Annotated in this window: 23 protein-coding genes; 10 read left to right on the plus strand and 13 right to left on the minus strand. The window is 69.8% G+C overall.

What is annotated here, in order from left to right; translation table 11 throughout:
- The first annotated feature begins 146 nt into the window (after positions 1-146).
- From ACZ5C2_RS02125 to ACZ5C2_RS02135, 3 genes are all read left to right on the plus strand, one after another.
- On the plus strand, positions 147-1,913 hold the full coding sequence (locus ACZ5C2_RS02125) for an outer membrane protein assembly factor BamB family protein (protein ID WP_468785527.1): 1,767 nt from the start codon (positions 147-149) through the stop codon (positions 1,911-1,913).
- A 67-nt stretch (positions 1,914-1,980) separates the two neighbouring features.
- On the plus strand, positions 1,981-3,897 hold the full coding sequence (locus ACZ5C2_RS02130; RefSeq protein WP_468785529.1) for an outer membrane protein assembly factor BamB family protein: 1,917 nt from the start codon (positions 1,981-1,983) through the stop codon (positions 3,895-3,897).
- 223 nt (positions 3,898-4,120) lie between these two features.
- Positions 4,121-4,792, plus strand: a complete 672-nt coding sequence (locus ACZ5C2_RS02135; RefSeq protein ID WP_468785531.1) for a helix-turn-helix transcriptional regulator — start codon at positions 4,121-4,123, stop codon at positions 4,790-4,792.
- 66 nt (positions 4,793-4,858) lie between these two features.
- Here the strand turns inward: ACZ5C2_RS02135 and ACZ5C2_RS02140 are convergent, their stop codons facing one another.
- Both ACZ5C2_RS02140 and ACZ5C2_RS02145 read right to left on the minus strand, forming a co-directional pair.
- Positions 4,859-5,182, minus strand: coding sequence for a hypothetical protein (locus ACZ5C2_RS02140; protein WP_468785533.1), 324 nt, complete (start codon positions 5,180-5,182; stop codon positions 4,859-4,861).
- Between the two features lie 21 nt (positions 5,183-5,203).
- The gene (locus ACZ5C2_RS02145; RefSeq protein WP_468785535.1) at positions 5,204-6,883 is read right to left on the minus strand and encodes a sodium:solute symporter family protein; all 1,680 of its coding nucleotides are present in this window, start codon (positions 6,881-6,883) and stop codon (positions 5,204-5,206) included.
- 176 nt (positions 6,884-7,059) lie between these two features.
- Between ACZ5C2_RS02145 and galT the strand changes: the two genes are divergently transcribed.
- Genes galT through galK form a run of 3 tightly spaced genes read left to right on the plus strand, consistent with a single transcriptional unit; the run spans position 7,060 to position 10,281 of the window.
- The gene (galT, locus tag ACZ5C2_RS02150) at positions 7,060-8,121 is read left to right on the plus strand and encodes a galactose-1-phosphate uridylyltransferase (protein ID WP_468785537.1); all 1,062 of its coding nucleotides are present in this window, start codon (positions 7,060-7,062) and stop codon (positions 8,119-8,121) included.
- Positions 8,118-9,080, plus strand: a complete 963-nt coding sequence (gene galE / locus ACZ5C2_RS02155; RefSeq protein WP_468785539.1) for a UDP-glucose 4-epimerase GalE — start codon at positions 8,118-8,120, stop codon at positions 9,078-9,080. Before galT ends, galE begins: the two co-directional genes overlap by 4 nt.
- A 28-nt stretch (positions 9,081-9,108) precedes the next feature.
- The gene (gene galK, locus ACZ5C2_RS02160; protein WP_468785541.1) at positions 9,109-10,281 is read left to right on the plus strand and encodes a galactokinase; all 1,173 of its coding nucleotides are present in this window, start codon (positions 9,109-9,111) and stop codon (positions 10,279-10,281) included.
- 280 nt (positions 10,282-10,561) lie between these two features.
- Here the strand turns inward: galK and ACZ5C2_RS02165 are convergent, their stop codons facing one another.
- Positions 10,562-11,047, minus strand: coding sequence for a GNAT family N-acetyltransferase (locus ACZ5C2_RS02165; RefSeq protein ID WP_468785543.1), 486 nt, complete (start codon positions 11,045-11,047; stop codon positions 10,562-10,564).
- 290 nt (positions 11,048-11,337) lie between these two features.
- Here ACZ5C2_RS02165 and ACZ5C2_RS02170 point away from each other — a divergent pair, with 290 nt between their 5' ends.
- Complete coding sequence (locus tag ACZ5C2_RS02170; RefSeq protein WP_468785545.1) at positions 11,338-12,105, plus strand: LuxR C-terminal-related transcriptional regulator; 768 nt, start codon at positions 11,338-11,340, stop codon at positions 12,103-12,105.
- On the opposite strand, the gene ACZ5C2_RS02175 is transcribed toward ACZ5C2_RS02170, so the two are convergent.
- A complete protein-coding gene (locus tag ACZ5C2_RS02175; RefSeq protein ID WP_468785547.1) occupies positions 12,064-12,561 on the minus strand; it encodes a MarR family winged helix-turn-helix transcriptional regulator in 498 nt (165 codons plus the stop codon). The genes ACZ5C2_RS02170 and ACZ5C2_RS02175 overlap by 42 nt on opposite strands.
- Before the next feature lie 117 nt (positions 12,562-12,678).
- Here ACZ5C2_RS02175 and ACZ5C2_RS02180 point away from each other — a divergent pair, with 117 nt between their 5' ends.
- Positions 12,679-13,482, plus strand: a complete 804-nt coding sequence (locus ACZ5C2_RS02180; protein ID WP_468785549.1) for a trans-aconitate 2-methyltransferase — start codon at positions 12,679-12,681, stop codon at positions 13,480-13,482.
- Position 13,483: 1 nt separating this feature from the next.
- Here the strand turns inward: ACZ5C2_RS02180 and ACZ5C2_RS02185 are convergent, their stop codons facing one another.
- Genes ACZ5C2_RS02185 through ACZ5C2_RS02200 form a run of 4 tightly spaced genes read right to left on the minus strand, consistent with a single transcriptional unit; the run spans position 13,484 to position 15,708 of the window.
- A complete protein-coding gene (locus ACZ5C2_RS02185) occupies positions 13,484-13,732 on the minus strand; it encodes a type II toxin-antitoxin system RelE family toxin (RefSeq protein WP_468785551.1) in 249 nt (82 codons plus the stop codon).
- Positions 13,729-13,980 (minus strand): type II toxin-antitoxin system Phd/YefM family antitoxin, encoded by a 252-nt coding sequence (locus tag ACZ5C2_RS02190; RefSeq protein ID WP_468785553.1) that lies wholly within the window; start codon positions 13,978-13,980, stop codon positions 13,729-13,731. The genes ACZ5C2_RS02185 and ACZ5C2_RS02190 overlap by 4 nt, the downstream gene beginning before the upstream one ends.
- Before the next feature lie 40 nt (positions 13,981-14,020).
- Positions 14,021-14,698 (minus strand): TetR/AcrR family transcriptional regulator, encoded by a 678-nt coding sequence (locus ACZ5C2_RS02195; RefSeq protein ID WP_468785555.1) that lies wholly within the window; start codon positions 14,696-14,698, stop codon positions 14,021-14,023.
- A complete protein-coding gene (locus ACZ5C2_RS02200) occupies positions 14,695-15,708 on the minus strand; it encodes an acyl-CoA desaturase (RefSeq protein WP_468785557.1) in 1,014 nt (337 codons plus the stop codon). The genes ACZ5C2_RS02195 and ACZ5C2_RS02200 overlap by 4 nt, the downstream gene beginning before the upstream one ends.
- Before the next feature lie 289 nt (positions 15,709-15,997).
- Between ACZ5C2_RS02200 and ppc the strand changes: the two genes are divergently transcribed.
- Positions 15,998-18,739, plus strand: coding sequence for a phosphoenolpyruvate carboxylase (gene ppc / locus ACZ5C2_RS02205; RefSeq protein WP_468785559.1), 2,742 nt, complete (start codon positions 15,998-16,000; stop codon positions 18,737-18,739).
- Positions 18,740-18,861: 122 nt separating this feature from the next.
- Here ppc and ACZ5C2_RS02210 read toward each other — a convergent pair whose 3' ends face one another.
- The 5 genes from ACZ5C2_RS02210 to glmU form a co-directional block, all read right to left on the minus strand.
- Positions 18,862-19,347 carry a hypothetical protein gene (locus tag ACZ5C2_RS02210; RefSeq protein ID WP_468785561.1) on the minus strand — a complete coding sequence of 162 codons (486 nt, stop codon included), beginning with the start codon at positions 19,345-19,347 and terminating at the stop codon, positions 18,862-18,864.
- A gap of 88 nt (positions 19,348-19,435) precedes the next feature.
- On the minus strand, positions 19,436-20,038 hold the full coding sequence (pth, locus tag ACZ5C2_RS02215) for an aminoacyl-tRNA hydrolase (RefSeq protein WP_468785563.1): 603 nt from the start codon (positions 20,036-20,038) through the stop codon (positions 19,436-19,438).
- Between the two features lie 144 nt (positions 20,039-20,182).
- Positions 20,183-20,770, minus strand: coding sequence for a 50S ribosomal protein L25/general stress protein Ctc (locus ACZ5C2_RS02220; protein ID WP_468785565.1), 588 nt, complete (start codon positions 20,768-20,770; stop codon positions 20,183-20,185).
- A gap of 206 nt (positions 20,771-20,976) precedes the next feature.
- Positions 20,977-21,957, minus strand: coding sequence for a ribose-phosphate diphosphokinase (locus tag ACZ5C2_RS02225; protein ID WP_468785567.1), 981 nt, complete (start codon positions 21,955-21,957; stop codon positions 20,977-20,979).
- A gap of 88 nt (positions 21,958-22,045) precedes the next feature.
- Complete coding sequence (glmU, locus tag ACZ5C2_RS02230; RefSeq protein ID WP_468785569.1) at positions 22,046-23,491, minus strand: bifunctional UDP-N-acetylglucosamine diphosphorylase/glucosamine-1-phosphate N-acetyltransferase GlmU; 1,446 nt, start codon at positions 23,489-23,491, stop codon at positions 22,046-22,048.
- Between the two features lie 555 nt (positions 23,492-24,046).
- Here glmU and ACZ5C2_RS02235 point away from each other — a divergent pair.
- Positions 24,047-25,366: a sensor histidine kinase gene (locus ACZ5C2_RS02235; RefSeq protein WP_468785571.1), complete on the plus strand. Its 1,320-nt coding sequence runs from the start codon at positions 24,047-24,049 to the stop codon at positions 25,364-25,366.
- Positions 25,367-25,372: the final 6 nt, after the last annotated feature.

Below are 25,372 nucleotides of genomic sequence, written 5' to 3' on the forward strand. Positions count from 1 at the left end.
CCTTGGGAACAGGGGTGGACTCGGCCCGGTGGTCTGTCGGTGCCGGGTGATAGAAAGAGCCGTCTGAGAACTGTCTCAGGTCGACTCTGGGTCCATCACGTACCTCAGGGCGTGGCTAAAAATCAGTGAGTAAGGGGGGAACGCTGATGTCTCAGCCGCCCAACCAGCCGCCGCAGGGTGGCTTCGGAGCGCCGCAGGATCCGCCGCCGGGTGGTGGTTTCGGGGCGCCGCAGACGCCTCCGCCGCCGCAGACGCCTCCGCAGGGGCCGCCTGCCGGTGCGCCGGGGCCCGGGTACGGCTATCCGCAGCAGCCTCCGACGCAGCCGGGCCCCTACGCCCCCGGTCCGTACGCCTCCGGCCCCTACGGGCAGCCGCAGCAGCCGGGGCCGTACGGCCAGCCCGGCTACGGGTACCCGCAGCCGCAGTTCCCCGGGGCGCCCGGCACCCCGCCCGGCGGTCCCGGCTCCCGCAACCCCTTCAAGGGCAAGCCCGCCCTCGTCGTCGGTGCCGCGGTGGCCGCGCTGCTCGTGATCGGCGGCACCGTGTACGCCGTCTCCGGTGACGACGGCGAGAAGAACAAGAAGCCCGTCTCCAAGCAGACCGACGACCCCAAGCCGAGCACCTCCGGCGGTGCCCCGGTCAACCCGGGCGACGGCAGCGGCGACGGTGGCGAGGACCCGGAGAACCTCAACGAGGGCCGCCAGGACGGCGAGTCCAAGGTGCTCTGGTACAAGGAGGCGCCCGACGCCCCCGGTTCCGGCGCCGACGCCCCCGGCATGTGGATCACCGACAAGACCGCGGTGAAGGCCGCCTACAAGGAGCTCTCCGCCTACAACGTCGGCGACGGCAAGCCCGCCTGGGAGACCATCGCCTTCCCGCAGGAGATCTGCTCGGTCACCTCCGAGAAGACGGCCGACGACAAGGTCGTCGTCGCCTACAAGAGCGGCAAGAGCGACCGCGCCAAGTGCAACCAGCTCCAGCTCGTCGACCTCGGCACCGGCGAGAAGGGCTGGCAGCAGGAGGTCGCCGACGGCGATCTGTTCGACTCCGCCCTCTCCATCGAGATGTCCCTCACCGGCGACACGCTGATGGTGGGCCGCTCGCAGTCCGGCACGGCGTACGACGTGCGCAACGGCAAGAAGCTGTTCGACGCCAAGAAGTACGGCGACGCCCCCTGCTTCCCCGCCGCCTTCGCGGGCGGTGAGCGGCTGATCCAGGTCGCCTCCTGCGGCGCCGGCGGCAACAACGCGCACGACGAGGTCCGGGAGCTCGACGCCAGGACCGGCAAGGTCAAGTGGACCTACAAGTACGAGAAGGGCTGGAGGGTCGAGCGGGCCTTCTCCGTCGACCCGGTCGTCATCTACGCCACCAAGGCGGAGGACGGCGACAAGAAGGCCTGGAACATCGCGGCCTTCACCGCCGGCGGCAAGCTGCGCTCGCAGGTCTCGGTCGACGAGGACTTCGACCCCGGCTGCGGCTGGGCCATCCTCGCGCGTGACCTCCAGGGCTGCCAGGGCGTCGTCGTCGACGGTGACACCCTCTACCTGCCGACCAAGGCCACCACCGGCGCCAACGAGATCGTCGCGATCAGCCTGGCCACCGGCAAGGAGCGGTGGCGGCAGTCCTCCCCGGCGGAGGAGTCGATGGTGCCGATGAAGGTGGAGGACGGCAGGCTCATCGCCTATGTCCAGCCGTCGTACAACGCGGGCGGGCAGATCGTCGCCCTGCCCGTCACGGGCAGCGGCCACAAGCCGGCCGAGCTGATGCAGAACCCGCAGGGCGTCGCGGACATCGAGAACAGCTTCTTCAGCAAGGACATCGACTGGGTCGATGGACGCTTCTACCTCTCGACCACCCGGCTGACCGGGAATGACGAATCGAAGGAGAAGTTGATGCTCGCCTACGGCAAGTGAGGCACGTGAGTACCGCTCCCGCCCCCTTCCCGCCGCCCGCCGTCCCCTTCCCCGAGGTACTCACGTCATGACTCAGCCGCCGCCTCCGCCGCCCAACGAGCCCCCGCAGCAGCCCGGGTTCGGGCCGCCGCAGGACCCTTCCTCCCAGCAGCCCGCTCAGCCCGCGCAGCAGCCGGATCAGCCCGCGCAGCAGCCCGCTCAGTCTCCGCAGCAGCCGCCCGCGGCTCCGGGCGGGCCTGATCTGAACAAGGCTCCCGAGCCCGGGTACGGCTATCCGCAGGCCCCGGGGACTCCTCCGCCGTCCGCGCCTCCGGCCGCCCCGCAGGGGCCCGGGTACGGCTACCCGCAGCAGCCGACCGCCCCCGGGTACGCGTACCCGGGGCAGCCGCAGCAGCCGGGGTACGGGCAGCCGGGGTACGGCCAGCCGGGGTACGGGCAGCCGGGGTACGGCCAGCCCGGGTACGGGCAGCCGGGGTACGGGTATCCGCAGCCGCCGACCATGCCCATGCAGCCGCAGCCGGGTGGCGGGCGGAAGTTCAACGCGCAGATGGCCATCATCGTCTCCGCGGTCACGGCCATCGCGCTGATCGTCGGCGGCGGGATCTGGTACGCCTCCTCCGGCAAGGACGACGACGGCAAGAAGACGACCGCGAAGGGCGGCGGGGGCAAGGAGGACAAGAACGGCGAGGGCGGAACCGGGGGCTCCTCCGGCGGCGGGGCCAAGGAGAAGGCCCCGGCCGACACCGGCTCGAAGGTGCTGTTCCAGGTGCCCGCGCCCAAGGTGCCCAAGGGCGTCTCGACCGTCACGACGTCCGGTTCCTGGCTGACCGACACGGTGTACGCCAAGAGCGGCATCGCCGAGATCGTCGGTTACGACCGCGTCAAGGGCACCGAGAAGTGGACGATCGACCTGCCCGGCCCGGTGTGCAGCGCGACCGACCACGTCACCGAGGACAACAAGACGGCGATCGTCTACAAGGCGGAGATGCCGACCAAGGCGAACCCGGGGGCCTGCACCCAGGTCGCGCTGATCGACCTGGAGGCGGGCAAGGAAGTCTGGTCCAAGACCGCCAAGTCCGGCACCGTGCCGATCAACTTCAACAACGTCACCCTCGGCGGAGGCACCGTCGCCGCCGGCAGCACCAGCGGCGGCGCCGCCTGGGAGGTCGCCTCCGGCAAGCAGCTGTGGGCACCCAAGACGTCGGAATCCTGCTACGACTCCGGGTACGGCGGCGGCGAGAAGCTGGTCGCGGTCCGCAAGTGCGGTTCGTACGACCAGCGTCAGCTGCACATCCAGACCATCGACCCGAAGACCGGCAACGTCGTCACCGAGTACAAGATGGACGAGGGCATCGAGTACGCCGCCGTCGTCTCCACCGACCCGCTGGTCGTGGCCGCCGACGTCGGTGACTCCGCCGGTGACGGCAGCGGCATCTCGGACTTCTTCTCCATCGACAACAAGACCGGCAAGCTCCGTACGCGTATCTCCGCGCCCGGCGAGGACTTCGCGGCCCGCTGCGACGCCATCTACAAGCTGGAGGACTGCAGCGGACTGGCGGTCGGCAAGGACAGGCTGTACATCTCGACCGAGGAGCACGAGGGCAGCGGCGAGTCGTACGTCCAGACCAACGAGATCGTGGCCTTCGACCTGTCGACCGGCAAGCAGACCGGTCAGCGGGCCGACGCGGGTGACGGGTACGACATCGTTCCGCTGCGGATGGACGGCGCCAACGTGATCGCGTACAAGCGTCCGCCCTACGACAAGGGCGGGCAGGTCGTGAGCATCGACGGCGGGACCTTCAAGCAGACGACGCTGATGGAGAACCCGGCGACGGGGGCCGTGCGCAACGTCGAGACGCGGATGCTGCCGACGTCCGCGGAGATCCTGTACGGGCAGGGGGGTCTGTACATGTCGAAGGTGTACGCCAGTGACTTCACTACGCAGGACAAGGAGTACCTGGCGGTCGCGTTCGGTACGGGCTGATCGTCCGCCTGATTGATTCTGATCGCCTCTGCGGCCCCGTCCCTGCTCAGGGACGGGGCCGCGCGCGTACCGCTCATCAGGGGCCCATCGCCACCGAATACGAGAATTTCGGTGATCCGGGGCCATTCTCGCCGGTAGGGGGAGCGCGACGTCGAACAAGCGTGTAGCTTCCGGGGGCATCCGGGGGTCCGGGGGCGCGTTCTCGTGGGGGGTTGGTTGTTCGATGGGTGTGCGGTTGATGGTGGTCGACGACCACCGACTGCTCGCCGAGGCGCTGGCCTCGGCGTTGAAGCTGCGGGGGCACCGGGTGCTGGCCGCGGCGGCGCCGGCGGCGGGGGCGGCGGATCTGGTGATCAGCCGGGCGCCGGAGGTGTGTCTGCTGGGCACGGCGGCGCCGGCGGAGCCGGGGACGTTCGACCCGGTGGTGAAGATCAAGCGGGAGCGGCCGGCGGTGGCGGTGGTCGTGCTGGGGCCGGTGCCGTCGCCTCGGGGGATCGCGGCGGCGTTCGCGGCGGGGGCGTCGGGATATGTGCGCCACGACGAGCGGATCGAGGGTGTCGAGCGCGCGATCATGAAGGCGCGGGCGGGGGAGGCGGCGGTGGCGCCGCAGCTGTTGCAGGGAGCGTTCGGGGAGCTGCTGAATCCTGCGGCGCAACCCGACGACGAGGCGCAGCGGTTGTTGCAGATGCTGACGCCCCGGGAGGTGGAGGTGCTGGTGCGGGTGGCGGACGGGGAGGACACCCGGCTGATCGCGGCGGGGATGGGCATCGCGCCGTCCACGGCGCGTACACATGTCCAGCGGGTGCTGATGAAACTGGGCGTGGGCTCCCGCCTGGAGGCAGCGGCCCTGGCCGCGCGAACGGGCCTCCTGGACCGGGCGGGCCGGGCCGGCTGACGGAAGCATGGGGACGCGGGTGCCGGGACGGGTGCCGGGTTGCCCCGCCCCGCCCCGGCCCGCCAGTCACCCCGCGCCGGATTCCTCCCGCTCGTCCGGCAGGACATCCGGTGGCGGCGGAGCCGTCGGCCGAAGCCACAGCCACAGCAGGAACAGCAGCCCGAGAATCAGCATCCCCAGCCCCGTCCAGAGGTTGATGTTGACCCCCTCCGCCTTGTCGATATCCGCATCGGACGCGGTGAACCCGGCGATCGTCACGATCACCCCGTACACCACGAACAGCCCCCCGATGATCCGGCGGATGTCGAACAACCGGGCAGCCGTGGCGGACTTGGTCTCCAGCTCGGTGATCTCCCGCTGCAGATCACGCTCGGAGTAGTGCTCGGACATGGTCCCTCAATCCTCCCGCGGTCAGAACGAGAACGGGATGTAGCAGGCGGCAGCCAGAATCACGGCACCCCAGCCGAGCAGCGCCGGCTTGCGGTACCACGCGTCGTCGCCCTCGGCGGGCGGCTCCGCCATGCCGGGTGAGCGCGTGCCGTAGACCAGACCCTCGAGTTCGTCGGCCGGCTTGGGCGCGGTGAACAGGGACACGGCCACCATGACCACCGCGCCGGCGACGAAGCCCGCGATCGCGGAGACGAAGTTGGCTCCCTGGTCGGTGGGGATGTCGATGATGCCCTGCTTGTAGATGACGAAGTAGTTGATCATCGCGGCGGTGGTGCCGGCGATCAAACCCCAGAAGCCCGACTTCATCGACGCGCGCTTCCAGAACATGCCGATGATGAAGACGACGAACATCGGCACGTTGAAGAAGGAGAACAGGGTCTGCAGGTAGGCCATGATGTTCGAGAACGACGAGGCCAGGAACGCCGTACCGATGGAGGCGAGCACGCCGATCGCGGTGATCAGGCGGCCGAAGCGGACGTAGTACGCGTCCTCGCGGTGCTTCACCACGTACTTCGCCCAGATGTCGGCGGTGAAGACCGTGTTGAAGGAGGAGATGTTCGCCGCCATGCCGGCCATGAACGCGGCCAGCAGGCCGGTCACCGCGATGCCCAGGACGCCGTTGGGCAGGAGTTGCTGCATCAGGTAGGGGATCGCGTCGTTGTACTGGAGGTCCGAGCCGCCGGTGCCGATCCTGGGCACCATCACGGCGGCGACCAGGCCGGGGATCATCACCAGGAAGACGATGAAGATCTTCGGGAACGCCGCGATGAGCGGGGTGCGCTGGGCCGCCGAGAGATTCTTCGCGGACAGGGCGCGCTGTACCTCGGCGAAGTTGGTCGTCCAGTAGCCGAAGGACAGCACGAAGCCCAGGCCGAGGACGATGGTCAGCCAGTTGGCGCCGAGCGGGTTGTCGCTGCCGATGCCGGTGCCGCCCCAGGCGGTCACGAAGTCGCCGCCGCGCGACTCGGTCAGGGAGTCGGACAGGCCGTCCCAGCCGCCGACGCTCTTCAGGCCGAGCACGGTGATGGGGATGAGCGCGGCCAGGATGACGAAGAACTGCAGCACCTCGTTGTAGATCGCCGAGGACAGACCGCCCAGGGTGATGTAGGCCAGGACGAAGAAGCCGGCGACGACGATCGCGACCCACTGCGGCCAGCCGAGAAGGGCCTCGACGACGATCGCGAGGGCGTACAGGTTGACGCCCGCGATGAGGATGGCGGCGGCCGCGAAGAGGATCGAGCTGAGCAGGTGGGCCGCCCTGTCGAAGCGCAGCAGCAGGAACTCGGGGACCGAGCGGACCTTGCTGCCGTAGTAGAACGGCATCATCACCAGGCCCAGGAAGACCATCGCGGGGATGGCGCCGATCCAGTACCAGTGGGTCGTGTACACACCGTACTGGGCGCTGTTTGCCGCCATGCCGAGGATCTCGGTGGCGCCGAGGTTGGCCGCGATGAAGGCCAGGCCGGTGACCCAGGCGGGCAGGGAGCGGCCGGACAGGAAGAAGTCGAGGCTCGTCCTGACCGACCGGCGGGCGGCGAGGCCGATGCCCAGCACGACGGCGAAGTAGATCCCGAGGATCGTGTAGTCCAGCCAGTTGGTGGGGAGTCGAAGCTCTGCAGCTAGGTATGTGGGGGTTTGCATACACACTCGCTTCGTTCGCGAACTGATCCGGTGCGGAACCTACGCCTCCGTGTTCAGTAATTGAACACTTTCGACGATGTTCTTTGTTTGATCGTGACCGGATCACCATGCTGGGGAGTTGTGATGTGTTATGTTTGATTGTGTTGAGTGATGGGTGGGTGCAGAGGAGTGCGGCAGTGAAGAAGACCTCGACCCGGCTGGCCGACGGTCGCGAGCTCATCTACTACGACCTCGCGGATGACGCCGTGCGGGGCGCCGTGGACCGCCGTCCGCTGGACGCCACCGTCACCACGTCCGAGATCCGCCGTGACCCCCTGCTGGGCGACTCCGTCGCCGTCGCCTCCCACCGCCAGGGGCGTACGTACCATCCGCCGGCCGACGAGTGTCCCCTCTGTCCCTCGGAGGGGGAGCGGCTGAGCGAGGTCCCCGACTCCTCGTACGACGTCGTCGTCTTCGAGAACCGCTTCCCCTCGCTGGCGGGGGAGTCGGGCAGGTGCGAGGTCGTCTGCTTCACCTCCGACCACCACGCCTCCTTCGCGGATCTGAGCGAGCGGCAGGCGCGGCTGGTACTGGACGCCTGGACCGACCGGACGTCCGAGCTGTCGCATCTGCCCTTCGTTGAACAGGTGTTCTGCTTCGAGAACCGGGGGGCGGAGATCGGCGTCACCCTCCAGCACCCGCACGGACAGATCTACGCCTACCCCTTCACCACCCCCCGCACCGCCCTGATGCTGCGCCAAGTGGCCGCACACAAGGAGGTGACGGGCGGGGAGAACCTGTTCGACGCCGTACTGGAGCGGGAACTGGCGGACGAGCGGATCGTCCTCCAGAGTGAACACTGGGTGGCCTTCGTGCCGTACGCGGCGCACTGGCCCTACGAGGTTCACCTGTATCCCCGGCGCCGGGTGCCCGACCTGCTCGGACTCGAGGAGGCGGCGCGCACGGAGTTCCCCCAGATGTACCTGGAACTCTTGAACCGCTTCGACCGAATCTTCGGGGAGAGCGAGTCTCCGACGCCGTACATCGCGGCCTGGCACCAGGCGCCGTTCGGCCGGCTGGAGGAGTTCGACGGCGTGACGCGCGACGACTTCGCGCTCCATCTGGAGCTTTTCACCATCCGCCGCACATCCGGCAAGCTGAAGTTCCTCGCGGGCTCCGAGTCCGGCATGAACGTGTTCATCAACGACGTGCCGCCGGAGCGCGCGGCCGAGCGACTGCGGGAGGTAGCACGTCCATGAGCGGGAAGTACCTGGTCACCGGGGGCGCGGGATATGTCGGCAGTGTCGTCGCCCAGCATCTGATCGAGGCCGGTCACGAGGTCGTCGTGCTCGACAACCTCTCCACCGGCTTCCGCGAAGGCGTCCCCGCGGGTGCGTCGTTCATCGAGGGCGACATCCGCGATGCCGCCACATGGCTGGATTCCTCGTTCGACGGCGTGCTGCACTTCGCCGCCTTCTCGCAGGTCGGCGAGTCGGTGCTGAAGCCGGAGAAGTACTGGGACAACAACGTCGGCGGCACCATGGCGCTGCTCGGTGCGATGCGCGAGGCGGGGGTGCGCCGGCTGGTGTTCTCCTCCACGGCGGCGACGTACGGCGAACCCGAGCGGATGCCGATCCCCGAGTCCGCCCCGACCCGTCCCACCAGCCCGTACGGCGCCTCCAAGCTTGCCGTCGACCACATGATCACCGGCGAGGCGGCGGCCCACGGACTGGGCGCGGTCTCCCTGCGCTACTTCAACGTGGCCGGTGCGTACGGGCAGTACGGCGAGCGCCACGACCCCGAGTCGCACCTCATTCCGCTCGTCCTGCAGGTGGCCCAGGGCCGGCGCGAGGACATCTCCGTCTACGGAGACGACTATCCGACGCCCGACGGCACCTGCGTGCGCGACTACATCCACGTCGCCGACCTGGCCGAGGCCCACCTGCTCGCGCTGAAGGCCGCCGCGCCCGGCGAGCACCTGATCTGCAACCTCGGGAACGGCAACGGCTTCTCCGTCCGCGAGGTCGTCGAGACCGTGCGCCGGGTCACCGGGCACCCGGTGCCCGAGGTCGTGGCCCCGCGCCGGGGCGGCGACCCGGCGGTCCTGGTGGCGTCCGCCGCGGTGGCCCGCGAGAAGCTCGGCTGGACCCCGTCGCGCGCGGACCTCGCCGGGATCGTCGCGGACGCATGGCAGTTCGCGCAGCAGCGCGCCAACTAGAAGGCAACGAAGGGTCAGGGGTCAGGGCATGAGCGAGTCCAGCGCGGCCGTCGCGGGGTCCGTCGCCGAGCGGTTCGAGCAGCTGTACGGGGCCGCGCCCGAGGGGGTGTGGGCGGCGCCGGGCCGGGTCAACCTCATCGGCGAGCACACCGACTACAACGACGGCTTCGTCATGCCGTTCGCCCTGCCGCACACCGCCGTCGCGGCGGTGTCCCGGCGGGAGGACGGCGTACTGCGCCTGCACTCCGCCGACGTGGACGGGCCGGTCGTGGAACTTACGGTGGACGCCCTCGCCCCGGCGTCCGACAAGCGGTGGACCGCCTACCCGGCGGGCGTGGTGTGGGCACTGCGCGAGGCCGGGCACACCGTGACCGGCGCGGACATCCACCTCTCCTCCTCGGTGCCGGCGGGCGCGGGTCTGTCGTCCTCGGCCGCCCTGGAGGTCGTGGTCGCGCTGGCCCTCGACGACCTGTACGAACTGGGCCTGACGGGACGGCAGTTGGCACGCCTGTGCCAGCGCGCGGAGAACGTCTACGTGGGCGCCCCGGTCGGCATCATGGACCAGACGGCCTCGGCCTGCTGCGAGAGCGGCCACGCCCTGTTCCTCGACACCCGCGACCTCTCCCAGCGCCAGATCCCCTTCGACCTGGCCGCCGAGGGCATGCGCCTGCTCGTCGTCGACACCCGGGTCAAGCACAGCCACAGCGGGGGTGAGTACGGCAGGCGCCGCGAGGGCTGCGAGAAGGGAGCGGCCCTGCTGGGCGTCGACGCGCTCAGGGACGTGCGCCACGAGGAACTGGACGCGGCGCTGGCCCGCCTGGGCGACGAGGACGAGGTCCGCCGGCTGGTCCGCCACGTGGTGACGGAGGACGCCAGGGTCGAACGGGTGGTCGCTCTCCTGGAGTCCGGCGACACCCGCGCGATCGGTCCGGTCCTGGTCGAGGGCCATGCCTCCCTGCGCGACGACTTCCGGGTCTCCTGCCCGGAGCTGGACCTGGTGGTGGACACGGCGGTGGGCGCGGGCGCCCTCGGCGCCCGGATGACCGGCGGCGGCTTCGGCGGCTCGGCGATCGTCCTGGCGGAGGAGACCGACGTCCCCGCCGTCACCAAGGCGGTCGAAGAGGCGTTCACGGCGGCCGGGTTCAAGACCCCCCGGGTCTTCGAGGCGGTGCCGTCGGCCGGGGCGCGGCGGGTGCGGTAGGGCCGGTCGGAGCCCGGCGCCACCACCCGCGAAGCGCGCGGGCGGCACGAGCGCGACACGGATCAGGCCGTGCGCCGGCGGAGGAGCGCCATGGACGTGGGTGACGGTGAGATGCGATGCGCACCACCGTGCTCCCGGCGGCGCTGCGGCCTCGTCGGCCGGGGCCGGACTCACTCCGGCGAGCTGACGCGGCGTCGTCTCGCAGGGGTCGGCGCACAGGACGGGCGGGTGCGGCCGGAGTCGTCCGGCTGCTTCGCAGGCGACAGCCGCACCGTCACCCTCACATGTGGTTCCGAAGCCGGAGCGGTGCCGGTCGGCCCAACCGCTTGGTCAGGGTGTACTCCGTGATGCCCGGCGGGTAGTCGGGGATGACGCAGACCACCTCGTAGCCCTGGCGCTTGTAGAACTCCGGGGCCTGGAAGTCCCAGGTCTCCACGCGGGCGGCCGTGCAGCCGCGTCCGGTGGCGATGCGTTCCGCCTCCGACAGCAGGCGGGAGCCGAGGCCCGCTCCCCGGTGGCGGCCGTCGACCCAGAGATAGGTGACGTGCAGCCAGGCCGTCCAGGTGTGGCCGACCAGACCGCCCGCGAGATCGCCGTTCGCGTCCACCACCCACACGTGCAAAGGCGCCTCCCGTTCGTCCGGGGTTCCGCGCAGGGCGCGCAGGACCGGTGAGGCCGCCGTGTTGGTGTCCCTCAGCCGCCTGCGGAGCAGATCACGTCGGGCCTTGTCGACTTCTGTCTCAAGACGAAACATGCGGCTCACCATAAACGCGCAAGGCCGCCAGTTCTGCAAATAACCTTCCGCTCCCGGCCCTCGCCCGTACCCTGATGAACAGCGCCGGTGGGGGCCGGTGCCGTTCAGGGGGCGAGACAGCCGGGTGCGGTGTCCGAGGTGGAATGGCGGCCGGCGCGCGGCGGCGTCCGTGCGGCTACGGCGGCCCGCCCCAGGTCCCGTAGGTGAAGCGACGGGGGCCCCGGCGCCGTAGCCGCGCCGGTGTCGTCCTCCGACGATGGGGTAGTCCCCTGCTCTGGGAAGAGCGTGGGGAAGGGGGTTTCGTGGTTCGCATTCGAGTCCTGGTCGTCGACGACCATCGCATCTTCGCCGAGTCACTGGCCGCGGCCCTGGCCGCAGAGCACGATGTCGACGTGTCCGCGGCGGGCAGCGGCCCGGCCGCGCTGCGCTGTCTGGAGCGGGCGGCTTCCGAGGGACGGCGGTTCGATGTGCTGCTCGTCGACGCCGACCTGGGCGGCAAGGTACCCGGTGGCCGGCCGGCCGTACCCGTGCAGGCCGGTGACGAGGACGGGCTCGTCGACGGGATATCGCTGGTCACCGGCGTGCGTTCGGTGCAGCCGCAGGTGCGGATCGTCGTCCTCGCCGAGAAGGACGACCCGGTCCGGGCCGCGCTCGCCCTGCAGGCGGGTGCCACCGGCTGGGTGGCCAAGGACTGCTCGCTGAACCGGCTGCTCACCGTCATACGAGGGGTGCTGCGCGACGAGACCCATCTGCCGCCCGCACTGCTCACGGGCGTACTGAGGGAACTGACCGCCGCACGGCGCAACCGCACCGAGAGCGAACGGCTCGTGGAGTCCCTGACCCCGCGCGAGCGCGAGGTGCTGCGGTGCATGGTCGCGGGGCTGGGGCGCAAAGCCGTCGCCGAGCGCCTCTATCTGTCCCCGCACACCGTCCGCACCCATATGCAGAACGTCCTCGGCAAGCTGGGCGTGCACTCCACCCTGGCGGCCGTGGCCCTCGCCCGCCGGGCAGGTGTCGGGCCCGTGGACCTAACCGGGGATGTTGTCGAACGGGGCGGTCAACTGGCGTAGCAGTCCGGCCAGTTCACTGCGCTGGGCGTGGGTGAGTTCCGCGAGGATCGCCCGCTCCTGCGTCAGCAGCCCGGCCAGCGCCTGGTCGCCGCGGTCACGGCCCTCGTCCGTGAGCCGGACCAGGACACCGCGCCGGTCACTGGGGTCGGGCAGCCGCTCCACCAGGCCCTTCTTGGCGAGGCGGTCGATGCGGTTGGTCATCGTGCCCGAGGTGACCAGGGTCTGGGTGAGGAGCTGACCCGGCGAGAGCTGGTACGGGGCGCCCGCGCGGCGCAGCGCGGTCAGGACGTCGAACTCCCAGGACTCCAGGCCGTGCTCGGCGAAGGCGAGCCGGCGTGCCCGGTCCAGGTGCCGGGCCAGTCTGCTCACGCGGCTGAGTACCTCGAGCGGTTCCACGTCGAGGTCCGGGCGCTCCCGGCGCCACGCTGCGACCAGCCGATCGACCTCGTCCTCCATGCTGATCAGTGTAGTGGTTGTGTCGACGTGAAGTCTCTTGATATCAAGTTTCTTGACATCGAGATGGGTGGAGGTGAGGGTGGGTACCCGGCCCTTCGCACCGCATCGGGAGGCTTCATGTCCGCCGCCGGCCCTCTCTGGGATCCCGCCCAGTACCTGCGTCACGCCGGGCACCGCACCCGGCCCTTCACCGACCTGCTCGCCCGGATCCCGGAACTCCCGGAGGGCCCGCCCCGCATCGCCGACCTCGGCTGCGGCGCCGGCAACGTCACGGCCCTGCTCGCAGACCGCTGGCCCGACGCCCGCATCACCGGTTACGACAACTCGCCCGAGATGCTCGACAAGGCCCGCGCCGACCACGAGGGCGGCAGGCTCGACTTCGCCCACGCCGACGTCCGCACGTGGACGCCCGAGGAGCCGTACGACCTGATCGTCAGCAACGCGACGCTGCAATGGGTCCCGGGGCATGCGGACCGGTTCGGTGAGTGGATCGCCGGGCTCGCTCCCGGCGGCACGTTCGCCTTCCAGGTGCCGGGCAACTTCGACGCCCCCAGCCACACCCTGATGCGCGAACTGGCCGGCTCCGCGCGGTGGCGCGACCGCCTGTCCGGCGTCCTGCGCCACGAGGAGGCCGTCCTCCGCCCGGAGGCCTACCTGGAGCACCTGACCGCCCTCGGCTGCGCGGCCGACGCGTGGGAGACGACATATGTGCATCTGCTGGCGGGGGAGGACCCCGTCCTGGACTGGGTCAAGGGGACCGGGCTGCGCCCCGTCCTCACTGCCCTCGCCGACGATCCCGAGGCGCGGGACGCCTTCGTCGCCGAGTACCGGTCCGCTCTGCGAACGGCCTATCCGGCCGGTGCCCACGGCACCCCGTTCCCCTTCCGCCGCGTCTTCGCGGTCGCCGTCAGGGAGACGTGACTCAGGGGGTGCGGCCCAGGTGAGTGACGAGGATGTGGATCACGTCGTCGTCGATGACGTAGAGCACGCGGTAGTCGCCGACGCGCAATCGGCGGGTTGTCGGTCCGTAGGCGGCGGAGTGGGTGGGCCGGGGCTCCTTTGCCAGGGTGTCGACGGCTTCGTAGACAGCGGCCAGCCCTGCCGGGTCGTCGCGGAGGAACCGGACGGCTGCGTCGGTGGCGTTGGGCTCCCAGATGATGCGGTAGGTCACGGGCGCAGCCCCAGCATGCGTCCGACCTCTTCGTGCGGGATGCCTTCGTCGAGGAGGCCCGCAGCCTTGCGGCGCTCGTAGTCGGCAACCGCCAACGCGTCTTCCAGATCCTCTATGACGTGGGGCGACACGAGAAGCGCGGCCACGTGCCCGTGATCCGTGAGCGCGATGGTCTCCCGGCTGTGGGCTGCGCGACGCACAAGGTCGCCGAGTTGGGCACGGGCTGCGCTGATCGTGATCTCAGTCATGTACGCATGATTACACAAAATGAGCCTTGTGTACTGTCGATCAACTCTTCCGGTGGCCTATCAGCCGCGGCTTCGGCTCCAGGCCGTCCAGCCCGTGCCACGCCAGGTTGACCAGGTGGGCCGCCACCTCCGCCTTCTTGGGCCTGCGTACGTCCAGCCACCACTGGCCCGTCAGCGCGACCATCCCCACCAGGGCCTGCGCGTACAGCGGAGCCAGCTTCGGGTCGAAGCCCCGGCTCTTGAACTCGCGGCCCAGGATGTCCTCCACCTGGGTGGCGATGTCCGAGATCAGCGAGGCGAAGGACCCCGTCGACTGGGGGATGGGGGAATCACGGACCAGGATGCGGAAGCCGTCCGTGTACTCCTCGATGTAGTCCAGGAGCGCGAACGCGGCCTGCTCGCACAGCTCGCGGGGGTGACCCGCCGTCAGCGAGCTGGTCACCATGTCCAGCAGGCGCCGCATCTCACGGTCCACCACCACCGCGTACAGGCCCTCCTTGCCGCCGAAGTGCTCGTACACCACCGGCTTGGAGACCCCGGCCTTCGCCGCGATCTCCTCCACCGACGTGCCCTCGAAGCCCTTCTCCGCGAACAGGGCGCGGCCGATCTCCAGCAGCTGCTGGCGGCGCTCCGCACCGGTCATCCGGGTACGGCGCGCACGCCGCGGCTTGTCATTGCTGGGGGTGCTGCTGGAGTCGGTCGCCACGCCGACCATCATGCCGCCTCGACGGGGTCCTTCCCGCGCCGGGCGCCGCCTTCCCCGGTGTTGCGGCGCGAATCGATACGCGAGCGTGACGGCCACCGCACGTCGTACGCCCAGCCCAGCTGCTCGAACCAGCGGATCAGCCGTGCGCTCGAATCGAGCTGCCCGCGCTCCACACCGTGTCGCGCCGAGGTCGGGTCGGCGTGGTGCAGGTTGTGCCAGGACTCACCGCACGAGAGGACCGCCAGCCACCACACATTGCCCGAGCGGTCCCGCGACTTGAAGGGGCGCTTGCCCACCGCGTGGCAGATCGAGTTGATCGACCACGTCACGTGGTGCAGCAGCGCCACCCGGACGAGCGACCCCCAGAAGAACCCGGTGAACGCGCCCCACCAGGACATCGTGACCAGACCGCCGATCAGCGCCGGCAGCGCCAGCGACAGCATCGTCCACAGGATGAACTGCCGGGAGATCGCCCGCAGGGTCCTGTCCTTGATCAGATCCGGCGCGTACTTGTCCTGCGGGGTCTGCTCCTCGTCGAACATCCAGCCGATGTGCGCCCACCACAGGCCCTTCATCAGCGCCGGGACCGTCTCCCCGTACTTCCACGGCGAATGCGGGTCCCCGTCCGCGTCGGAGAACTGGTGGTGCTTGCGGTGATCGGCCACCCACCGCACCAGGGGCCCCTCCACCGCCATCGACCCGGCGATCGCCAGCGCGATCTTCAGCGGCCGCTTCGCCTTGAACGAACTGTGCGTGAAGTGACGGTGGAACCCGATGGTGATGCCGTGGCACCCGAGGTAGTAGAAGAAGACCAGCAGACCGAGGTCCAGCCAGCTCACTCCCCACCCCCACGCGAGCGGTACCGCCGCCACCAGCGCCAGGAACGGGACCGTGATGAAGAGCAGCAGCGTGATCTGCTCGATGGAACGCTTGCGCTCCCCGCCCAGCGTGGCGGAGGGTGGCGCGTCGTCGGACCGGGGTTGCTTGGGGGCTTCGTCGAGCACGTCGGAGCTTGAGGTCATGCGTGTCCCCTGTGTGTGGACTGTGAGGGTGGTACCGCGGCCGCCGGAAACGTACACCTTCCCTACGGTTCCGTAACCTACGGCAACGTAAGTATGGCAGTGCGTCGCCCGGCGGCACGAGCCCGTCGGCCTGCGCGTCCGGGTCGGCACCTATCCTGGAAGCCGGTCGGACAGCGCGGTCCGCTCTGATTTCTTCCCGGACGTTCCGGCCCGTAAGCGGCACCTGCCGCGCTGGACGCCGTCCGGGTTCCCTCCCAGACGAGCTTCAACACTGCAAGGAGCCGCACCTGTGAGCAGTGCCGACGACCAGACCGTATCCACGGTGACCATGAGCAGCGAGCTGCGTGCCGACATCCGCCGGCTGGGTGATCTCCTAGGAGAGACCCTGGTCCGCCAGGAGGGCCCGGACCTGCTCGACCTCGTCGAGAAGGTACGCCGACTCACCCGTGAGGACGGCGAGGCCGCCGCCGAGCTGCTGCGGGGCACCGAACTCCGGACCGCGGCCAAGCTGGTCCGCGCCTTCTCCACCTACTTCCACCTGGCCAACGTCACCGAGCAGGTGCACCGCGGCCGCGAACTGCGCGCCCGCCGCGCCGCCGAGGGCGGACTGCTCTCCCGTACCGCCGACCGCCTCAAGGACGCCGACCCGGAGCACCTGCGCGAAACGGTCCGCCACCTCAACGTGCGGCCCGTCTTCACCGCCCACCCCACCGAGGCCGCCCGCCGCTCCGTCCTCAACAAGCTCCGCCGGATCGCCGCCCTCCTCGACACCCCCGTCCTCGCCTCCGACCGGCGCCGCCTCGACACCCGCCTCGCGGAGAACATCGACCTCGTCTGGCAGACCGACGAACTGCGCGTGGTCCGACCCGAACCCGCCGACGAGGCCCGCAACGCCATCTACTACCTCGACGAGCTCCACGCCGGCGCGGTCGGCGACGTCCTGGAGGACCTCACGGCCGAACTGGAGCGCGTCGGCGTCCACCTCCCCGACGACACCCGCCCCCTCACCTTCGGCACCTGGATCGGCGGCGACCGCGACGGCAACCCCAACGTCACCCCCCAGGTCACCTGGGACGTCCTCATCCTCCAGCACGAACACGGCATCAACGACGCCCTGGAGATGATCGACGAACTGCGCGGCTTCCTCTCCAACTCCATCCGCTACGCCGGAGCCACCGAGGAACTGCTCACCTCCCTCCAGGCCGACCTCGACGCCCTCCCCGGGATCAGCCCCCGCTACAAGCGCCTCAACGCCGAGGAGCCCTACCGGCTCAAGGCCACCTGCATCCGGCAGAAGCTGGAGAACACCAAGCTCCGCCTCGCCGGGGGCACGGCCCACGAACCGGGCCGCGACTACCTCGGCACCGGCGAACTCCTCACCGACCTGCGGATCATCCAGGCCTCCCTGCGCGAACACCGCGGCGGCCTCTTCGCCGACGGCCGCCTCGCCCGTACGATCCGCACCCTGGCCGCCTTCGGTCTCCAGCTCGCCACCATGGACGTACGCGAACACGCCGACGCCCACCACCACGCCCTCGGCCAGCTGTTCGACCGGCTCGGCGAGGAGTCCTGGCGCTACGCCGACATGCCCCGCGAGTACCGCTCCAAGCTCCTCGCCAGGGAACTGCGCAGCAGAAGGCCCCTCGCCCCCACCCCGGCGCCCGTCGACGCCGCCGGCGAGAAGACCCTCGGTGTCTTCCAGACCGTCAGGCGCGCCCTGGCGGTCTTCGGACCCGAGGTCGTCGAGTCCTACATCATCTCCATGTGCCAGGGTGCCGACGACGTCTTCGCCGCCGCCGTCCTCGCCCGCGAGGCCGGACTCATCGACCTGCACGCCGGCTGGGCGAAGATCGGCATCGTCCCGCTCCTGGAGACGACGGACGAGCTCAAGGCCGCCGACACCATCCTGGAGGACATGCTCGCCGACCCCTCCTACCGGCGGCTCGTCGCCCTGCGCGGTGACGTCCAGGAGGTCATGCTCGGCTACTCCGACTCCTCCAAGTTCGGGGGCATCACCACCAGCCAGTGGGAGATCCACCGCGCCCAGCGCCGTCTGCGCGACGTCGCCCACCGCTACGGCGTCCGCCTGCGCCTCTTCCACGGCCGCGGCGGGACCGTCGGCCGCGGCGGCGGCCCCACCCACGACGCCATCCTCGCCCAGCCCTGGGGCACCCTCGAAGGCGAGATCAAGGTCACCGAACAGGGCGAGGTCATCTCCGACAAGTACCTCATCCCCGCCCTCGCCCGCGAGAACCTGGAACTGTCCGTCGCGGCCACCCTCCAGGCATCCGCCCTGCACACCGCGCCCCGCCAGTCCGTCGAGGCCCTCGCCCGCTGGGACGCCGCGATGGACCTCGTCTCCGACGCCGCCCACACGGCCTACCGAGGGCTCGTCGAGGACCCCCACCTCCCCGCGTACTTCTTCGCCTCCACGCCCGTCGACCAGCTCGGTGACCTGCACCTCGGCTCCCGGCCGTCCCGCCGGCCCGACACCGGCGCCGGCCTCGACGGACTGCGGGCCATCCCGTGGGTGTTCGGCTGGACCCAGTCCCGGCAGATCGTCCCCGGCTGGTTCGGCGTCGGCTCCGGCCTGAAGGCCCTGCGCGAGGCCGGCCTCGACACCGTCCTCGACGAGATGCACCAGCAGTGGCACTTCTTCCGCAACTTCATCTCCAACGTCGAGATGACCCTCGCCAAGACCGACCTGCGCATCGCCCAGCACTACGTCGACACCCTGGTCCCCGACGAACTCAAGCACGTCTTCGACACCATCCGGGCCGAACACGAGCTGACCGTCGCCGAGGTCCTGCGCATCACCGGCGAACAGGAACTCCTCGACGCCGACCCGGTCCTCAGGCAGACCTTCACCATCCGCGACGCCTACCTGGACCCCATCTCCTACCTCCAGGTGGCCCTCCTCAAGCGCCGGCGTGACGCCGCCGACGCCGGCGAAGAGCCCGACCCGCTGCTCTCCCGCGCCCTGCTGCTCACCGTCAACGGCGTGGCGGCCGGCCTGCGCAACACCGGCTGACCCGACGCGGCGAAGGGTGCCCCCGGCTACGTACGGCCGGGGGCACCACCCCTGCTTCGGACCATGTGGGCGCGAGGTGGGCGCCGCCCCCGTTTCGACGACGCCGGCCGGCGCCACCCTGTTCAGACCACCAGGAAAGCCGCCGTGAGCAGCGCCGTCCCCGACAGCGCCATCGCCCACGCCGCCCGCGTCCGCAACAGCCCGCCCGCCACCACGACCGACGCCAGCAGCAGCGCACCACCCAGCGGCACCCACGAGTAGAGGATCCCGGCCGGCCCGGAACGGACCGCCTCCTCACCGCCCGGCTTCAGCACCACCGTGTACGTCCGGCCCTTCTCCACGGCCACCGAGTCGTCCAGCACGACCCTCGCGCGCGGCTGCGACCCCTGCGACAGCGGTGTGTACGGCCCCGTGCAGGTCCGCTCCCCACACCGGGTCACCTCCACCGTGCCGCGCTCACGCCCCTTCGTCAGCATCGCGTGCTGCGCCGTACCCCACGACGCCCACACACCCGCGATCAGGATGAGCGCGGTGACCGTGCCCATCGCCGCGAACCGGCCGAACCGCAGGGCGGAGGAGCCACGGGAGGAGCTGACCGGAGAAGGCATGGCCGAGATCTTTGGTCATGACCTCGCGGCCGGTCAACTTCGGTAGGGGCCGGCACCGGACAAGTCGGCCGAAGCCCCCACCAGCGGGTCACGAGTTGTACGTCCCCTGCGCCCGCTCCAGACCCTCGATCACCAGACACTCCACCGCGTCCGCCGTCCGGTCCACGAAGTAGTCCAGCTCCTTGCGCTCCGCCGACGAGAAGTCCTTCAGCACGAAGTCCGCCACCTGCATCCGCCCCGGAGGCCTGCCGATCCCGAACCGCACCCGGTGATAGTCCCGCCCGAACGCACCCGTCAGCGACTTCAACCCGTTGTGACCGTTGTCCCCGCCGCCCAGCTTCAAGCGCAGGGCCCCGTAGTCGATGTCCAGCTCGTCATGGATCGCCACCACCCGTTCCACCGGCACCTTGTAGAACTCCCGCAGCGCGTTCACCGGCCCGCCCGAGAGATTCATGTACGACATCGGCTTCGCCAGCACCACCCGCCGGCCGGCCGGCCCCGGAGGGCCGGTCCTGCCCTCCACCACCTGCGCCTGCGCCTTCCCCGCCCGCTTGAACCGGCCACCGATCCGCTCCGCCAGCAGATCCGCCACCATGAACCCCACGTTGTGCCGGTTCATCGCATACCCCGGCCCCGGATTGCCCAGCCCCACGATCAGCCAGGGCCCCGCCGCATCCGTCGTCACGCCCATGTCTCCTTCACCCGCGTCATCCGCGTCCGCCACACGCGACCTCATACGCGGCATCCGAGCATCCGCGCATCCGTGACTCCATACACGTCGGCCGCTGCTCCGCAGGGGAACAGCGGCCGACGAAACGACGACTCAAGAAGAGGATCAGGCCTCGGCGGCCTCGTCGCCCTCGCCCTCGGCCGCTTCCTCGGCCTGCGCGGCCAGCACCTGGAGGACCACGGTGTCCCCGTCGACGGCCAGCGTCGTACCGGAGGGCAGCGGGATGTCCTTGGCGAGGACAGCGGCACCGGCCGCCAGACCCTCGACGGACACGGTCACACCCTCCGGGATGTGCGTCGCCTCGGCCTCGACCGGCAGCGCCGGCAGGACGTGCTCCAGCAGGTTGCCACCCGGAGCGAGCTCACCCTCGGTCTGCACGTAGATCTCGACCTGGACCTTCTCGCCCCGCTGCACCAGCTGCAGGTCCACGTGCTCCAGGAAACCCTTCAGCGGGTCGCGCGACACGGCCTTCGGGATCGCCAGCTCGTTCGACTTGCCGTCGATGTCCAGGGCGATCAGCACGTTCGGCGTACGCAGCGCCATCAGCAGATCGTGCCCCGGGAACGTCAGGTGCAGCGGGTCGGAACCGCGCCCGTACAGCACACCCGGAACGTTGTTGTCACGACGGATACGGCGCGCGGCACCCTTGCCGAACTCGGTGCGCGTCGTGGCGGAGATCTTCACCTCGGACATATTCACTCCTCGAAGTCAGAAACGGACGTGGTCACCCGGCCACGAACGGCCTGCTACGAAGAGCGCGTCGATAACGGACCGCCGTACCCGCCTCGTCACAAGCGGTACGGCCTCCCTCGCCGAGCAACGTGTGGAGTCTACTCGGACCAGGAGGCCGTACCCAAAACGATCACCGGGACCCGTACAGGTGCCCGACTGCAGAACCCTTACTGCTCGTCGAACAGGCTCGTCACCGAACCGTCCTGGAACACCTCGCGCGCCGCGCGCGCGATCGTCGGCGCGATCGACAGCACCTTGATCTTGTCGAGGCTCTCACTCAGCTCGTTCGGCGTCGGCAGCGTGTTCGTGAACACGAACTCACTCACCTTCGAGTTCTTCAGCCGGTCCGCCGCCGGACCCGACAGCACTCCGTGCGTCGCCGTCACGATGACATCCTCCGCACCGTGCGCGAACAACGCGTCGGCCGCCGCGCAGATCGTGCCACCCGTGTCGATCATGTCATCCACCAGGACACACACGCGGCCCTTCACCTCACCGACCACCTCATGCACGGTGACCTGGTTCGCCACGTCCTTGTCCCGGCGCTTGTGCACGATCGCCAGCGGCGCACCCAGCCGGTCGCACCACCGATCCGCCACCCGCACCCGGCCCGCGTCCGGAGACACCACCGTCAGCTTCGAACGGTCCACCTTCGCACCCACGTAGTCCGCCAGCAGCGGCAGCGCGAACAGGTGATCCACGGGCCCGTCGAAGAAGCCCTGGATCTGATCCGTGTGCAGATCCACCGTCAGCAGACGGTGGGCGCCCGCCGTCTTCATCAGATCCGCGATCAGACGCGCCGAGATCGGTTCACGGCCCCGGTGCTTCTTGTCCTGCCGGGCGTAACCGTAGAACGGCACGATGACCGTGATGGACCTGGCCGACGCGCGCTTCAGCGCGTCGATCATGATCAACTGCTCCATGATCCACTTGTTGATCGGAGCGGTGTGGCTCTGAATCAGGAAACAGTCGGCACCACGAGCCGACTCCTGGTACCGCACATAGATCTCGCCATTGGCGAAGTCGAAGGCCTTCGTCGGGACGACCCCGACACCCAACTGCTGGGCGACCTCCTCGGCAAGCTCGGGGTGTGCGCGGCCGGAGAAGAACATCATCTTCTTCTCGCCCGTCGTCTTGATCCCGGTCACAGCACGTTCTCCTCGAAGGTGTCGCAGCAGGTGGGGGTGCGGATATGCACGTATCACGGTACGCCGTGTTCGAGCCGGCTCAATCCGGTCAGCCCTCCCCGGCCGACCCCCGGGAAGCCTCCTCCGCGGCCTTCGCCGCGGCACTCCCCGGACGCTTGCGGGCCACCCAGCCCTCGATATTCCGCTGCTGGCCACGGGCCACGGCCAGCGAACCGGGCGGCACATCCTTGGTGATCACCGAGCCGGCAGCCGTATAGGCGCCGTCCCCGACCGTGACGGGTGCCACAAACATGTTGTCCGAACCCGTCTTGCAATGCGAGCCGACCGTCGTGTGGTGCTTGTGCTCCCCGTCATAGTTGACGAACACGCTTGCCGCGCCGATGTTCGAAAAATCGCCGATCGTCGCATCACCCACATACGACAGATGCGGAACCTTCGTCCCCTCACCGATCGACGCGTTCTTCGTCTCCACATACGTACCGATCTTGCCCTTGCGGCCAAGACGCGTTCCCGGACGCAGATACGCGAACGGCCCGACAGACGCCTCGGGCCCCACCTCGGCGGACACCGCCACCGTGTTGTCCACCCGCGCGCCGGCGCCCACCCGGGTATCCGTCAGCCGCGTATTCGGACCCACCTCGGCCCCCTCGGCCAGATGCGTCGCACCGTGCAGCTGCGTGCCGGGGTGGACCAGGACGTCCTGCTCGAACGTCACCGTCGCGTCCACCCACGTGGTCGCGGGGTCGACGACGGTCACTCCGGACAGCATCGCGGCCGTCAGCAACCGCTCGTTCAGAATCCGCCGCGCCTCGGACAGCTGCACACGGTTGTTGATCCCCGCGATCTCCCGGTGATCACCCGCCACCGACGCACCCACCCGGTGCCCCGCCTCACGCAGGATCCCGAGGACGTCCGTCAGGTACTCCTCGCCCTGGCTGTTGTCCGTACGCACCTTCTTCAACGCGTCCGCCAGCAACGCACCGTCGAACGCGAACACACCCGAGTTGATCTCCCGGATCTCCCGCTGCGCCTCCGAGGCGTCCTTGTGCTCCACGATCGCGGTCACGGCACCCGTGGCGTCCCGCACGATCCGCCCGTAACCCGTCGCGTCCGGCACCTCGGCCGTCAGTACGGTCACCGCGTTGCCGTCGGCGGAATGCGTGGCGGACAGCTGCCGCAGCGTCCCGCCCGTCAGCAGCGGGGTGTCACCGCACACGACGACCACGGTCCCGTCCACGGAGCCACCCAGCTCCTCCAGCCCCATCCGCACGGCGTGACCCGTGCCGTTCTGCTCCTCCTGCACCGCCGTGTGGACGGCGGGGGCGATCCCGGCCAGGTGCGCGGTCACCTTCTCGCGGGCGTGACCCACGACGACCACCAGGTTCTCCGGCTCGAGTTCACCGGCGGCGGTGAGCACATGCCCCACCAGAGAGCGGCCGCAGATGTCGTGCAGGACCTTCGGTGCGGCCGACTTCATACGGGTGCCCTCACCCGCTGCGAGTACGACGACGGCTGCCGGGCGATTGGCGCTCACGGGATGCCCTTCGGCTGTTCGGGGAGGGGGTGACATCCGCAGGATACCGGGGTGGTGGGGGGAGGACATGAGCGCGGGCCCTGACGGAAATGTCAGGGCCCGGACCGTGCAGCTCCCCCATCAGGATTTGAACCTGAACTTAAGGGACCAAAACCCTCAGTGCTGCCTGATTACACCATGGGGGATGAAACTCGACTGAACCGGACATTCGGCTGGGGCGTCGAGTCGGCACCCAACACTATGCCGTACCAAGAGCCTTCGATGCGACGGTACAGATCGGCGCCCTGCGGGACTTGGATCACCCGGCGGCCCCGGTACGACTCACCCGCGTGCTTCCGCACCGCTGTGGGGTCGTGCCGCCGGCGTAGGTGCCCGGTGGATGTGTGGCATGCGTGCCCTCCGGGCGGAATGGGTCGTTCCGCAGGCGAACGGTGACCCATTCAGCAGTTCGAGGGATTTCGGGCGGTACCGCATCCGAACGGTCACCCTGTGTGGCGTGGGTCGGACGTGAAAACTCGCCGGATATGGGGCGGGGGGCGCCCGTAGGCTGGGTCCATGACCACGACGGGGGAAGAGCTGGTGACGGCCCGGGGAGGGCCTTGGTGGTGGGACAGGCGGCGTAGTGCGGTGCTGGATGCGGGCCTGGCGGTGGTGTCGGCGCTGGAGTGCGGTCTTGAGGGGATCCCGTTCGCGTGGGCGGCGGGGATTCCGGTGGCCGTGGGGGTGGTGTTCGGCCTGCTGGCCGGGTCGGTGCTGCTGGTGCGACGGAAGTGGCCGGTCGCGGTGGTGCTGGTGGCCATCGCGGTGACGCCGGCGTCGATGGGTTTTCTGCTGGGGATCGTCGGTCTGTATTCGCTGGCCGCGTCGGATCTGCCGCGGCGAATCATCGGTTCGCTGGCCGGGATGCAGGCGGTGGGTGTGCTCATCGTGATGTTCGTGCGGTTGCGCCAGGACATCGCACGGGAGGACGTGGACGTCGGGGACTGGATCGTGCCGTTCGCGTCGATCACGACGGCGTTGGGGGTGACGGCCCCTCCGTTGTTGCTGGGGCTGTACGTGGGGGCGCGGCGGCGGTTGATGGAGAGTCTGCGGGAGCGGGCGGACAGCCTGGAGCGGGAGCTTCAGTTGCTGGCGGAGCGCGCTGAGGAGCGGGCGGAGTGGGCGCGGGGTGAGGAGCGGACGCGGATCGCTCGTGAGATGCATGACGTGGTGGCGCACCGGGTGAGTCTGATGGTGGTGCACGCGGCGGCGTTGCAGGCGGTGGCGCGGAAGGATCCGGAGAAGGCCGTGAGGAACGCCGCGTTGGTGGGGGACATGGGGCGGCAGGCGTTGACGGAGCTGCGGGAGATGCTCGGGGTGTTGCGGTCCGGTGGGGCCGGGCGGCGGCAGGAGCGGGTGTCGGTGCCGTTGGCCGCGGTGGGGGTGGCCGCGGCGGCCGCGGCGTCACGTGCGGTGGATGAGGCGGCGGGCTCGGGTGAGGGGCCGTGTCTGTCGGAGATCGAGGAGTTGGTGGGGCAGTCGGCGGCTGCGGGGATGGTCGTGGATCTGTCGGTGGTGGGGGAGAGCCGTTCGTGTGCGCCGGAGGTGGAGTCGACGGCGTACCGGGTGGTGCAGGAGGCGTTGACGAACGTCCACAAGCATGCGGCGGGTGCGAAGACGTATGTGCGTCTGGCGTACCGGGTGTCGGAGATCGCGATGCAGGTGGAGAACGAGCCGCCGTCGGAGGCGGGGGCCGGGGCGTCCGCGGGGTTGCCGTCCGGGGGGAACGGGCTGGTGGGGATGAAGGAGCGGGTGTCCGCGTTGGGCGGGGTGTTTGTGTCCGGGCCGACGGATGCGGGGGGCTTCCGGGTGTCGGCGGTGATTCCGGCGTCGTAGGCGCGC

It is taken from the genome of Streptomyces sp. NPDC031365, from assembly GCF_055569765.1.

Bases quoted from the DNA above. Each gene is read 5' to 3' on its own strand.
- ACZ5C2_RS02125 (WP_468785527.1), top strand. From the start codon at position 147: ATGTCTCAGCCGCCCAACCAGCCGCCGCAGGGTGGCTTCGGAGCGCCG.
- ACZ5C2_RS02130 (WP_468785529.1), top strand. From the start codon at position 1,981: ATGACTCAGCCGCCGCCTCCGCCGCCCAACGAGCCCCCGCAGCAGCCC.
- ACZ5C2_RS02135 (WP_468785531.1), top strand. From the start codon at position 4,121: ATGGGTGTGCGGTTGATGGTGGTCGACGACCACCGACTGCTCGCCGAG.
- ACZ5C2_RS02140 (WP_468785533.1), bottom strand. From the start codon at position 5,182: ATGTCCGAGCACTACTCCGAGCGTGATCTGCAGCGGGAGATCACCGAG.
- ACZ5C2_RS02145 (WP_468785535.1), bottom strand. From the start codon at position 6,883: ATGCAAACCCCCACATACCTAGCTGCAGAGCTTCGACTCCCCACCAAC.
- galE (WP_468785539.1), top strand. From the start codon at position 8,118: ATGAGCGGGAAGTACCTGGTCACCGGGGGCGCGGGATATGTCGGCAGT.
- galK (WP_468785541.1), top strand. From the start codon at position 9,109: ATGAGCGAGTCCAGCGCGGCCGTCGCGGGGTCCGTCGCCGAGCGGTTC.
- ACZ5C2_RS02165 (WP_468785543.1), bottom strand. From the start codon at position 11,047: ATGGTGAGCCGCATGTTTCGTCTTGAGACAGAAGTCGACAAGGCCCGA.
- ACZ5C2_RS02175 (WP_468785547.1), bottom strand. From the start codon at position 12,561: ATGGAGGACGAGGTCGATCGGCTGGTCGCAGCGTGGCGCCGGGAGCGC.
- ACZ5C2_RS02180 (WP_468785549.1), top strand. From the start codon at position 12,679: ATGTCCGCCGCCGGCCCTCTCTGGGATCCCGCCCAGTACCTGCGTCAC.
- ACZ5C2_RS02190 (WP_468785553.1), bottom strand. From the start codon at position 13,980: ATGACTGAGATCACGATCAGCGCAGCCCGTGCCCAACTCGGCGACCTT.
- ACZ5C2_RS02195 (WP_468785555.1), bottom strand. From the start codon at position 14,698: ATGATGGTCGGCGTGGCGACCGACTCCAGCAGCACCCCCAGCAATGAC.
- ACZ5C2_RS02200 (WP_468785557.1), bottom strand. From the start codon at position 15,708: ATGACCTCAAGCTCCGACGTGCTCGACGAAGCCCCCAAGCAACCCCGG.
- ACZ5C2_RS02210 (WP_468785561.1), bottom strand. From the start codon at position 19,347: ATGCCTTCTCCGGTCAGCTCCTCCCGTGGCTCCTCCGCCCTGCGGTTC.
- pth (WP_468785563.1), bottom strand. From the start codon at position 20,038: ATGGGCGTGACGACGGATGCGGCGGGGCCCTGGCTGATCGTGGGGCTG.
- ACZ5C2_RS02220 (WP_468785565.1), bottom strand. From the start codon at position 20,770: ATGTCCGAGGTGAAGATCTCCGCCACGACGCGCACCGAGTTCGGCAAG.
- ACZ5C2_RS02235 (WP_468785571.1), top strand. From the start codon at position 24,047: ATGACCACGACGGGGGAAGAGCTGGTGACGGCCCGGGGAGGGCCTTGG.